6 protein-coding genes and 2 pseudogenes are annotated in these 13,071 nt (G+C 70.9%); 1 reads left to right on the forward strand and 7 read right to left on the reverse strand.

Going from position 1 to position 13,071, the window contains the following annotated elements; all coding sequences use genetic code 11:
- Positions 1 to 933 precede the first annotated feature (933 nt).
- On the forward strand, positions 934 to 1,215 hold the full coding sequence (locus ACFZDC_RS41465) for a hypothetical protein (protein ID WP_391332226.1): 282 nt from the start codon (positions 934 to 936) through the stop codon (positions 1,213 to 1,215).
- Between the two features lie 103 nt (positions 1,216 to 1,318).
- Here ACFZDC_RS41465 and ACFZDC_RS41470 read toward each other — a convergent pair whose 3' ends face one another.
- The 7 genes and pseudogenes from ACFZDC_RS41470 to ACFZDC_RS41500 form a co-directional block, all read right to left on the reverse strand.
- A complete protein-coding gene (locus ACFZDC_RS41470; RefSeq protein ID WP_359008448.1) occupies positions 1,319 to 2,092 on the reverse strand; it encodes an alpha/beta fold hydrolase in 774 nt (257 codons plus the stop codon).
- Positions 2,093 to 2,144: 52 nt separating this feature from the next.
- Positions 2,145 to 3,775: pseudogene (gene serA, locus ACFZDC_RS41475) on the reverse strand (phosphoglycerate dehydrogenase).
- A gap of 34 nt (positions 3,776 to 3,809) precedes the next feature.
- Positions 3,810 to 4,189 (reverse strand): annotated as a pseudogene (locus ACFZDC_RS41480) (2,3-diaminopropionate biosynthesis protein SbnB); the annotation flags it as partial.
- Between the two features lie 111 nt (positions 4,190 to 4,300).
- Positions 4,301 to 5,305 carry a TauD/TfdA family dioxygenase gene (locus ACFZDC_RS41485; protein ID WP_391332229.1) on the reverse strand — a complete coding sequence of 335 codons (1,005 nt, stop codon included), beginning with the start codon at positions 5,303 to 5,305 and terminating at the stop codon, positions 4,301 to 4,303.
- A 61-nt stretch (positions 5,306 to 5,366) separates the two neighbouring features.
- Positions 5,367 to 7,817, reverse strand: coding sequence for an amino acid adenylation domain-containing protein (locus tag ACFZDC_RS41490; RefSeq protein ID WP_391332231.1), 2,451 nt, complete (start codon positions 7,815 to 7,817; stop codon positions 5,367 to 5,369).
- 488 nt (positions 7,818 to 8,305) lie between these two features.
- Positions 8,306 to 10,393: an AarF/UbiB family protein gene (locus ACFZDC_RS41495; RefSeq protein WP_391332233.1), complete on the reverse strand. Its 2,088-nt coding sequence runs from the start codon at positions 10,391 to 10,393 to the stop codon at positions 8,306 to 8,308.
- A 281-nt stretch (positions 10,394 to 10,674) separates the two neighbouring features.
- Positions 10,675 to 13,071: alpha/beta fold hydrolase (locus tag ACFZDC_RS41500; protein ID WP_391332235.1), on the reverse strand; the 2,397-nt coding region annotated here is incomplete at its 5' end.

The following is a 13,071-nucleotide window of genomic DNA, read 5'->3' on the forward strand; positions in this document are numbered from 1 at the left end:
CCGGTGGCCGTTCTCATATCCGGACACTCACTCCGACGCCGGGCCAAACGCCCGGATCAGGTGGGAGCCCGTACACCACTTCCCAGGACGCAACCCGGGACTCGGTCGAGGTCGAAACTCTTGAGACGTTCGGTGGCGGCATCCTGGCCTGGACACCGAGCGCGACCGACTGGCACCCCACATCCACGTCTGGGCCGGATTGAAAGAAGCCTCGGCCGACGGGCGTACGAGCCATCTCCTCGCAGCCGAAGTGCAGTTCATCGCCGAGTTGATCGTGATCGAGATCGCCGGTCCTGCTCTGACACGGCCCCGGCTAGCGAGCCTGTATGACGTTCCGATGTTGACGTTCGACGAGCAGGGCTGAGGATCCGGCAGGGAGGCGCGTGCAATGCAGATCAAGACGATGACGCTCTTCCGTCAGCTCGTTCAGGGAGGGGCTGGGTTACCGTCCGGACCTTCGGCGCGCACTTCACCAAGGCGGCACGAGAACTGGTCGCCGAAACCGGCGAACGACGACTCGCCGACATCACCGAACTCGTCGGCGACTGCTTTGAGCGTGCCTTGTCGGCCGGCACGGACGGCCGTACGACGGCCAACGGGCTGAAGGCCGACCGGGCGGCCGCCTGTGGGTCATCGAACACACCGCCGGAATCGACGCCTACGACCTGCGCGACCGCTCCCTGCTGCCCCGCTTCGAGGTGCCGGAGGGTGATCAGCGCTTTATCAGCGACCTCTTCGTCACCGCGGACGGCACGGCGTACGCCACCGACAGCATGCTTCCGGTGATCTACCGGGTCACCCCGGCCGAGGTGGCGCGCGGCCGCCGCGCGCCACTGGTCGCACACTTCGACCTGAGCGGGCGATCCTGCCCACTCACCGACCACCTACGCCCTGAACGGCATCGTCGCCGACCCCACCGGACGCCTGCTGTTCGTGGTCGACATGATCGGCGGCGGCCTGTACCGGGTCGACGTCACCGACGGATCGGTACCCACCCTGACCCGCTGGCACCTGTCCCCCGACGGCACCGAGGCCTACCTGACCCGCACCCTGATCGCCCCGGCGCTCCAGATCCCCACCACCCGCACACCCGGCGCCCTCCTCGTCGTCCGCTCGCAGTTCGACAAGGGCGGCCCGATGGGACCGGAAACACCACCACGCCGTTCTCGGTGGCGCGGGTCACGGGGATGTGAGCAGGCGAGAATCACACGTTGAAGCGGTCCTGCCGCGGTGCGGCGCAATAGGTTGCGCTCGTGCGGGGCGCCGCACGAGCCCCTCGGGAGGGCGTTCTCGGCGCTCGCAGGGCGCACGGTTGTCGTCAGCCGGTGGTCGTCAGCTGTTGCCTGATCGCGTGTACCAGAGCTTCGTGCTGGTCGACCAGATAGAAGTGGCCTCCAGGCAGCACCTGTAGCTGGAATCCCCGGGGGGCCACGTCGGCCCAGGACGCCATGTCGTGGGCGGACATGGACGGGTCCGAGTCGCCTACGTACGCGTGGACGGGGCAGTCGACCGGGGCGGTGTCGCGTGGTCCGTAGGTGCCGACGACGGTGAAGTCCGCCCGGACCGCGGGGAGGACGAGTTCGCGCAGGCCCGGGTCGTGGAGCAGTTCGGTGTCGGTTCCGCCGAGCCGGTGCAGTTCGGCGATCAGCGCCTCGTCCCCCTGTTCGTGGAGGCGGCGCGGGGTCAGCCGATGCGGAGCCTTGCGGCTGGAGACGTGGAGGGCAGCGGGCCGCACGGCGTGCTCGTCCTGGAGCCGTAGCGCCACCTCGTAGGCGAGCGAGGCTCCCATGCTGTGGCCGAAGAACGTCACCGGTACGTCCACGAACGGCAGCACCGCGGCGGTGACGCGGTTGGCGAGCGCGTCCATGCTGTCGACGCACGGGTCGGTCAGCCGGTCGTGACGCCCCGGGTACCGCGCCACCAGGACCTCCGTGCCCTCGTCGAAGGCAGCGCCCCAGGCGTGGTAGAAGCTCGCGGAGCCGCCCGCGTGCGGAAGGACCACCAGACGGCGGCGCGGCGCCGCCTCCCCGAACTCCCCGTACCTGCGGAACCAGCGGCCACTGTCGACGGTCGTCTTCACGTTGTCACCCATTTCGTCCCCACCTCACCAGTACATGTCCCGTCCCATGCCTCGGGCACACCGTTCACGCCACCCGGTCCAGCGACCAGCTGCGGGTCGCGTCGATCCTGAGGGCTGCGTCCTCCAGGAGTTCCCGTGTGACGGGACGACCCACGTTCAACGCGAGCAGGACCTCGTTCCCGTTGTTCGCCGCCGGGGCGCCCGGCGCGATCTGCAGGGCGTCGATGGGCACCCCGCCCAGCGCCGCGCCGACCGCGCCGACCAGGCCCCGCCCGGCCGGAGCGCGGAAGAACGCCAGGTTCCCGGCGAGCGCCAGGTCCACCTCGAAGCCGCACACCTCCACCAGGCGCCCGCCTGCGCGCGACCCGGTCAGTGTCCCCGACACGGAGACCACCTCACCGGAGGGCAGCGCCCCGGACACCGTGACGAGACTGCCGTGCGGCCCTGCGCCGTCGTGAGCGGTGAGCAGCTCCGTGCCGAGGCCGCGCTCCTGGGCGAGCAGCGGGGCGTTCACATAGGAGACACCCCCCTCCACCACACCGCTGAGCGCGCCCTTGAGCCCAGCCAGCACCAGCGCGGTGGTGTCACGCCCGGCGATCTTCCCCGCCACCTTCACCAAGAGCTTTCCGTGCAGGCCCGCGGCGGCCGCGGTGAACAACCGCCCCGGCTGCTCGGTCAGGGCCAGCCACGGGTCCAGCTCGCCGTCGACCGTCCCCATGCGCACGTTGACCGCCTCGGGCACGCACCGCCCCGCCAGCGCCTGCCGTACGGACTCAGCCACGGCCACCCCGGCGCGCGCCTGTGCCTCGGTGGTGCCCGCCCCCAGGTGCGGAGTGGCGACCACGTTGTCCAACTCGAAGAGCGGCGAATCGGTGCACGGCTCGGTGGCGAACACGTCGAGAGCCGCACCCGCGAGCCGGCCCTCCTTGAGCGCGGCATAGAGCTCGGCCTCGTCCACGATCCCGCCCCTGGCCGCGTTGACCAGGCGGACTCCGGGCTCGACCCGCTGCAGGGCGTCGAAACCGATCAGGCCCGCCGTCTCGGCCGTCCTGGGCAGATGGACCGTCAGGAAGTCTGCCGCGGCGAGGAGTTCGTCGAGCCCGGTCATGTGCACACCGGTCTGCGCGGCGTGTCCCGGCCGGACGTACGGGTCGTACGCGAGCAGCCGCATGCCGAAACTTCTCATTCGCTGGGCCACCAGGGACCCAATGCGGCCCAGGCCGATGATGCCCAGGGTCTTGCCGGACAGCTCCACGCCGGTGAACCGGCTCCGCTGCCAGTGGCCTTCCCTGAGCGCGGCTCCGGCCTGCGGGACGTTCCGCGCCACCGCGAGCAGCAGGCCGACGGTGATTTCGGCGGCGCTGACGACGTTGGCCGTGGGCGCGTTGACCACCATGACGCCCGCCCGGGTGGCGGCGGGCACGTCCACGTTGTCGAGGCCCACCCCGGCCCGTCCGATCACCTTGAGCCGGGTTCCGGCCGCGATCGCCTCGGCGTCCATCCGCGTGGCGCTGCGAACGAGTACGGCGTCCGCCCCGGACAGCGCCTCGAGCAGCCCGCCCGGTCGGTGCCCGCGCAGCGCCGGACCTCGACGTCGGGTCCCAGGGTGGTGACGGTGGTGGGGGAGAGTTGTTCGGTGATCAGGACGACCGGCTTGTCCGTTGCCTCCGTCGACGTCTCCGTCGGCTTGTCCATGGCAGCGACTCCTGTCTCGCGTCTCGCGGGTGGGGCTTCGCGTCCTACGGGCGCGCCTGCACGCCCTGCTCTCCAGGCAGGCGAAGGGGTAGCCGGTGGCGTGGTCGTTGAGGATCAGAACTGCCGATGCGCGCGGGATGCCCGCGGCGACGTTCTCCGGGAAGCTGGAGAGCCACTTCACGCTGTCGGCCGGGTGGTCGCCGCCCACCGCCGCCGGCAGAGCGATGATGCGGGAGCTTGGCCGGTCGGGGAAGCGGAGGAAGTACGAGGGCGGGTTGACCGAGTCACCCCGCCGTGCAGCCGGTAGACGCTCTCGACCAGATCCACGACCTGTTTCTCGCTGCCGCTGAGGACATCGGCGACCTGCGCGCCGCTGATGACGGCGAAGGGCGGCACGACGGCCGTGGGGGACATGACGGACTCCATCTTCTGGGGTGGACGGCAGTGGGCCAGGGGCGGTGGTGAGCCACGGCGGGCGTCCGCGGCCCGTACGAAGGCCGGTCCCTGGCCTGTGGGAAGCGGCGGTCAGTGGCCCTCGGGCAGCGGTAGTCCGGTGACCGGGTCGCCGAGGACGACCACGATCTCGCGGTCCCCTTCGTACGGCTCCCTGCTGTGGGCCATCCGCAGGTTGTCCACGATCAGCAGGTCGCCGTCGCGCCAGGGCTCGCGGAGCGTGTGCTTCTCGTAGACGTCGTTGATGGTGAGCACCGTCTCCTCGTCCAGGCGCGTGCCGTCGCCGTGCAGGCTGTTGAACGGCAGCCCGTCCACCCCGAACTCGAACGTCAGGTACTCCCTGATCGCCGGGTCCAGGGTCCACTCGTTGAGGAAGGCGATCTGGTTGAACCAGCCCCGGCGCCCGTTGCCGGGGTGGCGGAGCACGGCGGCGGCCCGCTGCCGCGTGCGCAGCTCGCCGTCGCTCTGCCACTCGCACGTGATGCCGTTGGCGTCGCAGTACGCCTCGACGGCTGCCCGGTCCGCGGTGCCGAACGAGTCGGCGAGGCCCACCCCGACGGTGTCCATGTAGGCGCGGGTGAGCTGCCAGCCCTCCTCCTCGAAGCGGGCGACCAGGTCGGCGGGGAGCGTCTCCAGGACGGCCTGTGAGTCCGCGACGCCGGTCACGCCGCCGGACTCCGGCGCCGTCAGACAGGCGAGGAGCAGGGTGCCGGGCACTTCACGGGAGTAGCTCAACTCGTGGTGCATGCACATCGGCTGGTGTGCGGGCCACTCGGAGGAGGAGTAGACGCCGTCCGCCAGGACCTGGCGCGGCGCGAAGCCCTCACGCTCGGTGACGATCCGGTCCAGATAGGCACGGCCCACCCGGGCGACGGCGTCCGCATCGCGCAGGCCCAGGCCCCGCACCACGACGGCCCCGTGCTCGGCCACCGTGGCGCGCAGGCGCGACCGGTGCTCGGTGACCCAGGCGGCAGGGTCAGCGGGTGCCGGGCCGTCCAGGTGGTGCACGGCCGGGCTGCCCTCGGTCCTGATCACTTCGAACGGGGCGGTCTGCGTCGCCTCCGAGGTCACATCCATCGTGCGGCCACTTCCTTGTCGTTGCTTCGGGGGCTGTTTCGCTTCGGGGGCTGTTTCGCGGTCACTTCGCGGGCTCAGGGGCCTGGCGGCGTGATGCCAGGAGCTCGGCGAGGTCGGCGAGTCGGGGGTGCTGGTGTACGTCTCGCAGCGTGAAGGCCCGCTCCATCCGTACGACGAGCTGCACCACCGAGAGTGAAGTGCCTCCTTGGTCGAAGAAGTTGTCGGTGCGTCCGATCCGGCCCACGGGCAGCCGCAGGACCGCTTCCCAGGCCGCGGCGAGGCGCCGCTCCGCGTCCGTACGGGGCTCCTCGTGCCGCTTCTCCCCATGCCACGCCACCAGTTCCGCCGCCAGGGCGACCAGGGCGCGCTTGTCCGTCTTCCCGTTGGGGGTCAGCGGCAGTGACGCCAGGCGCTCGAGTCTGCGCGGCACCATGTAGGCGGGCAGTGCCCGCGCGAGCCGTTCGCGCAGCGCCTCGGCGGGTTCGTCGGAGCCGGTCTGGAAGCCGACCAGGTGGCGGCCCTCATCGGGGCTCTCCACGACCACGACGGCGCCGTCGCGGACTCCGGGCAGCTGCAGCAGCTGGTTCTCGATCTCGCCGATCTCGATCCGGAAGCCGCGGATCTTGACCTGAGCGTCACGGCGTCCGAGGTACTCGAGCGAACCCCCCGGCAGCCAACGGCCGAAGTCGCCCGACCGGTAGAGCCGTTGACCGGGCCGGTACGGGTCCTCGCCGAACGCCTGGGCGGTGCGCTCCGGGTCGTTGACGTAGCCGCGGCCGACGCACACACCCGAGAAGACGATCTCTCCGGGTGCGCCCAGCGGCACCGGCCGCAGCTCCTCGTCGACGACGTACACCGTGACGTTGCCGACGGCCGGGCCCAACGGGACCGAGTCCCAGACCGGCACCGAGGTCATCACCTCGTGGTTGGTGTCGTCGGAGGTCTCGGTCAGGCCATAGGCGTTCATCAGGGCGATGCGCGGGAACCGCGCGAACCAGCGCACGGTCAGTTCCTTCTTCAGTGCCTCACCGGTGACCGATACACAGCGCAGCGCGGGCAGTTCCCTGGGGTGGGTCTCCAGGCGGGCGAGCACGACCTCCAGGTACGAGGGAACGGCCTGCAGGATCGCGACCTCGCCCCGTTCGACGACGTCGAGGTAGCGGTCGACATCGAGGATCGCCTCCTGCTCGACGATCAGCGTTCGCCCACCGACGACCAGGGCGGCGACCAGCTGCCACAGCGAGATGTCGAAGGACTGCGGGGCGGTCTGGGCCACCACCTGTCCCGCGCCGATCCCCTGGTCGTCGATCTTGGCGTAGAGGTGGTTGACGAAGCCCGCGTGCTCGCACATCGCCCCCTTGGGCTCGCCGGTCGAGCCCGAGGTGAAATACAGGTAGGCGAGTTGGTCAGCCGCGACGGGGGCAGCGGGGTCGCTCTCGGAGCGGCCCTCGGCGTACGCGTCGGCGACGGTGAGGAGTTCGAGGCCAGCCGGGGCGGCCTGCTCCAGATGCCCCGGGCCGCCGCCCTCGGCGAGGGCGCCGCTCTCGGTGAGGACGAGCGCGCAGCCGCTGCGCTCCAGCGTCTTGGCCATCCGGTCGACCGGTGCCTGCGGCTCTATCGGCAGATACGCCGCCCCCGCCTTGAAGACGCCGATGACCGCGGCAAGCCAGTCCAGGTTGCGCTCGGTGACCACCGCGACCACCGACTCCGCGGCCAGGCCCCGGCCGAGCAGGGCGTGGGCGACGCGGTTGGCGCGCGCGTTCAGCTCCGCGTACGTCAGGCTCACGCCGCCCTGCACGGCGGCGGTCTCCGTGGGCCTGACCGCGACCTGCTCCTCGAACAGCTCGTGGAAGCGGCGGTCCGGTATCTCCCGTACCGGCCCGGACAGTTCGTGGATCTGGTGGTGGTACTCGGCTTCAGAGAGCAGCCCTCGGCCACGGCTCGGGGCGTCGGGTGCGGCCGTCATCTGCTCCAGCGCCGTCAGGTAGTACCCCGCGATACGGTCGGCCGCTTCGGCGTCCAGCACATCGGTCCGGTAGCTCAGCAGGATCGTCGGTGCGTCGGGTCCGTACCGCAGGCTCGTCGTCAGGACGGTGTCCGGCGCGGGCCGCGCCGGGGGGCCGTCGAGGTGGCCCAGGTCGAGGACGGTCTCGAAGGCGCCGTCGGCGGGCGTTCCTGCGGCGCGCTCGGACGCGGCGAGCAGCTCGCGCCATGTCTCGTCGTGGAGGGTGAGGGCGCGGGGCCGGGGCGCGCACTCCGGGGTGGCGGTCGACGGGAGGTAGCCGGTCACCAGGGCGCGCTCGCCGCTGAGTGCGGACAGGACCGCGGTGTGGGCGGCGACGAGGGCCGCCTCCCAGCCGACCGCAGAACGCCTGGCCAGCAGCCGGGTACGCGCCGCGAGACGGACGGGGACCTGGCGGCTCAGCTCGGCCCGCTCCGGTGCTCCGTCGGGGACACCACCCGGCGGAACCCACCGCGGAATCAGCCGCTGAGGTGCTCCAGTGATCGTCATCGCTGTCTCCTGTGAGGCCGGTCGGCAGGGGTCCGGGGAATCGAGGTATCGAGGGACGGTGAACGGCGCGACGCCGAGGGAGCCCCGTACGACGGGCCCTGAGCCTGTCGAACGCGAAGGACTCGCCGTCCGTGGTGCCGGCGGACCCTTTCGGGCTCCACCAGCCGGCGAGTCCTTCGAGTTCGAGCCTCGCGTTCTTCCCTCTACGGATTCTGCGCGGCGCCGAACTCGACCCTAAGCATCCGGAGTTCACTTCGACAAGGGATTCCAGGTCCGCCTGTCGCCCCGCACTTCGAATAATTGAATGAGAAGAATTGAATGGCGCATTGTCCGGCCCGCAACCGCCGTCCACGCTGGGCAACACCACCCTTTTCAGGGCGCGTTGGCCACACCCGCCGGCAGCCTCCTGCCGTCTGTCGGAGCGAATCCCGGAAATTGCGTCCGCGACTGGCAGCTTGTGGACATCAGAGAATTCCTGGGCCGGGAATTCACGGTATCCGGCGCATCGCCGTGTGCAGCGCCCGCAGCATGAGGATCGCGCTCACTGCGAGCAGGTGGTAGCCGAGGAGCGGGTAGAGCTCCAGTTGCGCGGTGACGTGGGGTCCCCGCCGGGTGCCGAACACTACGAGCATCACCCCCATCAGGCCGGTACAGGCGGCCAGCAGGGTGACGGTCAGCTGGTGCAGCAGGCCCGCGACGAAGCGCCGCTCGCGATCGTCCGCGAAGACGCGCACCCGCACGCCGAGGCGCCCCTCCTCCAAGGCGGAGCTGATGCGTTCGGCCCGCCGGGGCAGGCGCCGCAGCATCGGCAGCACGGAGAGGAACTCGTGAGCCGCGCTCTGCGCGAAGGACGGGAAGCCCGGCAGCGTGAACCCGTCCTCGTCGGCGCCGCCGCTGTCGGTTCGGGCCCCGCGCCTACGGAACCGCAGTTCCTCGGTGAGCATCTGGACGGCGACGCCCCGCGCCTCCGCGAGCAGGTCGAAGCCGGGGGCGAGCTGGGTGAGGGTGCCCTCCACGGTGGCCAGGGCCCGGAAGACCGCGGCGACCTCCGGTGGCACGGCGAGCCCGAACCGGGACAGCATCCGGAAGAGGGCGGTGTACGCCTCGGAGTCCGGCGGGGCGCCCGCCCCCAGATGCCGGGCCATGAACCGGCCGAGCTCCCGCTCCAGGACCAGAGGGTCTGGCTGGAGGTCCTCGTTCGTCGTCGCACGGGTACCCAGCAGGGCGACCAGGGCGTCGTGCAGCCTGGCCGGGTCGCCGCGGTCGACGGCGACGAGGAGTTCCTGGATGGCGCCTTGCGCCGGAGGGCCGATCCTGCCCACCGAGCCGAAGTCGATCATCCCGATCCGGCCGTCGTCGAGCAGCAGCGTGTTGCCCGGGTGCGGATCGGCGTGGAAGACGCCCGCCCGCAGGATCTGCTGAAGCACGGCCGCCAGTACCGTCCTGGCCAGCGCCTCCCGGTCGAGGCCCCTTCCCCGGGCGACGGCCGGGGCCCGGTCCAGGGTCACCCCCTCCAACCACTCCTGCACCAGAACCCGGGGAGAGGTGTACGCGTCGTACACCCGCGGAATGCGCACGGCCGCGTCGGCCTCGAATCCGCCGCAGGCCCGCGCGACCGCCTGCGAGTTGCGGGCTTCGATACGGAAGTCCAGCTCCTCACGGATGGACTGGGCGAAGCCGTCGCCCAGCTCGCGCAGCCCCAGGGCCCGCACGGAGCGGGCCCTGGCCTGGATGCCCCGGCTGACGGCCAGCACGATGTCGAGGTCGCGCTCGACGGTCTCGCGGATGCCGGGGCGTTGCACCTTGACGGCGACGGTGGGGCCGCCGTGCAACCGCGCGTGGTGCACCTGGGCGATGGATGCGGCGGCGAGCGGCACATGGTCGATCCACTCGAAGACCTCCGACACCGGTTTGCCCAGCTCCTCGCGGAGCAGCGCTTCCACCTCGGGCCAGGGCGCCGGGGGCGCGCTGCTCTGCAGGCGGCTCAGTTCGTCGGTGAAGTGGGGCGGCAGGAGGTCGCGCCGGGTGGACAGAACCTGGCCGAGCTTGATGAAGACGCCACCGCATTCTTCGAGCGCGGTGCGCAGCGCCCTGGCGGACTGCTCCCCGTACTCCCCCGGGCTCATGGCCTCTTCCAGACGGGACCGGCTGCGCACAAGCCGGCCCAGGCCATTGCGCATGAAGATCCGGCTGATCTGCGAGTAGCGGCGGGCCCGGCCGATCCGCGCGCCCGCACCGCGCAGCAGCTGCAGGGGCAGCGCCCAGCTGCCGGGCGGCAGGAAGACGTCGGCGAGCGCAATCGCGATCATCGCGGCGAACAGGGACAGGGCGATCTGGACCGCAGTGAGCATCCCGCGGCTCTCCTGCTCCGGCACCATCTGCCCGAACACGGCCAGGGTACCCAGGGCCACCAGGCAGGCGAAGAGCGCGCGCAGCGGGCCGATCGTGATGCCGAGCAGTTTCCTGGAGGCCGCCCGGACACCGAGGTAGACGCCGCCGAGGGTGACCACGGTCGTCAGGATGATGACGAACGGCAGAGCGGGACCGGCTATGCCGGCTGCGGCTTGTACGGTCATGAAGAGACTCCCTCGGTATGTCGCGGGCCACCCTAGGCAGGGCATCCGCGCGTTCCGAGGGATGTGTCAGTTACATGCAGCAGCGGACTGGTGCGGGGCTGGGCCGGACGGGGGCAGCCGCGACACGGCAGAGCTCTTCGGAACTGGGACGTGCCACCTTCCTGCCAACAGTCGCCGAACTGTCAGTCACCGCACTGTCAGCGGTCACGGTGCGAGGAAGGCCCGCGGAGAGGTGGCGTACGGCCGTCGCCGGCCGATGGCCCGCCTCTCCGCGGGCTCGCTCACTCGTCGAAGGCGGGACCCGCCAGCTTATCGCCGACCGCCTCCCCGATCACCCTGAGGGCCTCCGGCCCCATCAGCTCGTCGTGCGTGCGGTCCAGCTCGCGGATGTCCATCTTCTCGGTGACGTACGGCGTCCATAGCTCGACTTCCGGCGCGGACTGCGGGCGTCCTCGTACCGCCCTGACAAACAGCACCTCTCCGTCGAAGCAGCCAGGAGCGTGCTCGCTGTCGATCACCATGTTGTTACGGGTCACCCGGACCACGCGCGCCAGCGTCTCGGCGTCGAAGTTCCCGAACAGCCCGCCCTGCTCGCCGAGGAGTTCCGCGGTGCTGCTCGCGGTCAGCGGACCGGCGGCCGGGTCGTACTCGGCTCCGGCGTACTTCAGCAGCTCACCGAACAACTGTTCGTCCGAAGGCGCCGTGGGGGTCTCGCCGCGCTGGGCCGGGTAGGAGTCGAGCATGGCGAGCAGCTCCACCTCCTCGCCCGCCTTCCGCAGCTGTACGGCCATGGCGTGCGCAACGACTCCGCCGAACGACCAACCGAGCAGGTGGTAGGGCCCCGACGGCTGCACCTCGCGGATGCGGGCCACGTAGTCGGCCGCCATGTCCTCAAGCCTCCGCGGCAGTTCTTCGCCGCCCATTCCGCGCGCCTGCAGCGCGTAGACCGGGTACTCGGCCGAGATCTCGCGCAGCAGCCCGGCGTAGGACCAGCCGAGGCCGGTGACCGGGTGCACGCAGAACAGTGGTGCCTTGGCACCCGCCGTGCGCAGCGGCAGGAGTACGTCGAAGGCACCGCCCTCGTCGCCCCCCTCCAGCCTCAGGGCCAGCTCCGCCACGGTGGGCGCCTCGAACAGCGCCCGGATCGGCAGCCGTACGCCGAACACGGACCGCACCTTCGCCAGCATCTTGACGATCATCAGCGAGTGGCCGCCGAGATCGAAGAAGTTCTCGTGCACTCCCACGCTCGGCACGCCCAGCGCCTCCGCGAACAGAGAGCAGAGCAGCTCTTCCTTCGCGTTGCGGATCGGCCTGTCCGTCACGTGGGCGACTGCGTCCGACGCGGCCGGGGCCCCGGAGTCCGACGAGGCGAGACGCGCCGGCCGTCCTTCGATCTCCGGAACGTCGATGCTGCTCATCCGGGCCGCCGGGTCGGCGACCATCGCCTCGAGCACCAGCAGCAGCCGCTCCACCAGTGCCTCGGCCGTGGCCCGGTCGAACAGGTCCAGGCTGTACTCCACCGCGCCGGCCAGCGTCGTGACCGTCCCGTCCGCGCCGTCGCCCTCGTCCTCGCGCTCGTCGAACACGAAGGACAGGTCGAACTTCGCCGCCTCCAGCGGCACTTCGTACGGACGCGCCGTGATCCCCGGCAGGTCGATGGTCGGCTCCGCAACGTTCTGGAACTCCATCGTGACCTGGAAGAGGGGGTGGCGGGCCAGGGAGCGGTCGGGGTTGAGGATCTCCACGAGCCGTTCGAAGGGCACGTCCTGGTTGGCGTAGGCGGCCAGGTCGTTCTCCCGGACCCGGGCGATCAGCTCGGCCACCTCAGGGTCGCCCGACAGGTCGGTGCGCAGCACCAGGGTGTTGATGAAGAAGCCGATCAGCCGGTCCAGCGCCTCATCGGTTCGGCCGGCCACCGCCGTGCCCAGCACGATGTCCTCACCCGCGCCCAGGCGGCTCAGCAGCAGCGACAGACCGGCCTGCACCACCATGAACACACTCGCCTGCGACTGCCGCGCCAGCTCCGTCAGCCCCTGATACAGCCGCGTGTCCACGGTGAACGTCACCGCTTCACCCCGGTAACTGGACATCACCGGACGCGAACGGTCCACCGGCAACGCCATCTCAGCTGGCATATCGGCCAGTTGCTGCTTCCAGTACGACAGCTGCCCGGCGATGGCGCTCTCGGGGTCCTCCTCGTTGCCGAGGACGTCGCGCTGCCAGAGGGTGTAGTCGGCGTACTGCACCGGCAGCGGCTCCCACCCGGGCGCCCGGCCCTCGGCACGCGCACGGTATGCCTGGAAGAAATCGGCGGCCAGCGGAGCCACCGACCAGCCATCCCCGGCAATGTGGTGCAGCACGAACAACAGCACGAACTCATCACCCGGCAGATCGAACAACACCGCCCGCAACGGCGCCTGCACCGACAGATCGAAACCACGACCCGCCTCGACCGCCAGCGCCGCCCGCAACGCCGCCTCGTCCTCGACACCGACGACCGGCACCTCGATGCGCGCCTCACCCACCACCTGGCAGGGTTCGCCGTCACCGGCGTCGGCGAAGACCGTCCGCAGGCTCTCGTGGCGCTCCACCACATCCGCCAGCGCCGCCCGCACCACCGCCACGTCCACCGCACCACTCAGACGCAGCGCACCAGGAATGTTGTACGCGGCCGACTC

Origin of the sequence: Streptomyces sp. NPDC007905 (assembly GCF_042959345.1) — a bacterium.
Taxonomy (GTDB): domain Bacteria; phylum Actinomycetota; class Actinomycetes; order Streptomycetales; family Streptomycetaceae; genus Streptomyces.

Excerpts from the sequence above, each read along its gene's own strand:
- ACFZDC_RS41470 (WP_359008448.1), bottom strand. The coding sequence starts at position 2,092 with ATGGGTGACAACGTGAAGACGACCGTCGACAGTGGCCGCTGGTTCCGC.
- ACFZDC_RS41485 (WP_391332229.1), bottom strand. The coding sequence starts at position 5,305 with ATGGATGTGACCTCGGAGGCGACGCAGACCGCCCCGTTCGAAGTGATC.
- ACFZDC_RS41490 (WP_391332231.1), bottom strand. The coding sequence starts at position 7,817 with ATGACGATCACTGGAGCACCTCAGCGGCTGATTCCGCGGTGGGTTCCG.
- ACFZDC_RS41495 (WP_391332233.1), bottom strand. The coding sequence starts at position 10,393 with ATGACCGTACAAGCCGCAGCCGGCATAGCCGGTCCCGCTCTGCCGTTC.